The sequence below is a fragment of the Catellatospora sp. KI3 genome, assembly GCF_029948125.1.
Lineage (GTDB): Bacteria > Actinomycetota > Actinomycetes > Mycobacteriales > Micromonosporaceae > Catellatospora.
Genome location: NZ_JASAMB010000077.1, coordinates 1 through 575, shown reverse-complemented (window position 1 = coordinate 575; position 575 = coordinate 1). Strand labels below are relative to the sequence as shown.

Genomic DNA, 575 nt, shown 5'->3' with positions numbered 1-575 from the left:
ACGGCCGCGGCGGGTTTGGCCGCGGGGAGGATGACGTGCCAGAAGATGCGCAGCGTGGTGCAGCCGTCGACGCGGGCCGCCTCCAGCAGTTCGTCGGGGACGGCTTCGCGCAGGTACTGGGTCATGAAGAAGACGCCGAAGGCGCTGACCAGGCCGGGGGCGACGACGGCGTAGAGGGTGCCGGTCCATTCGATCTTGGCCATGAGCATGTAGAGCGGGATGATGCCCAGCTGGTTCGGGATCATCATGGTGGCGATGATCGTCACGAGGAGGGCGTTGCGGCCCTTGAACCGCAGTTTCGCGAACGAGAACCCGGCCAGGGTCGAGAACAGCACCACGCTGAAGGTGATGGTGCCGGCGGTGATGAGCGAGTTGGCCAGCGCTTTGAAGAACGGGACCGTGCCGAAGGCGCGCTCCAGGTTCTCGAACAGGTTGCCGCCCAGGCCGAGCGGGGGCGGGACCTGGCCGAGGATGCCGTTGTCGTGCGAGGCGACGACCAGCGACCAGTACAGCGGGAACGCCGAGAACAGGGCGATGCCGAGCAGGGCCAGGTAGGTGAGCTTGCCGGGGCGGCG

1 protein-coding gene is annotated in these 575 nt (G+C 67.5%); it reads right to left on the bottom strand.

Annotated elements, in window-relative coordinates; all coding sequences use genetic code 11:
- Positions 1–575, bottom strand: a 575-nt coding sequence (locus tag QEZ54_RS36260) for a carbohydrate ABC transporter permease (protein WP_281309317.1), incomplete at both ends; no start/stop codon positions are given.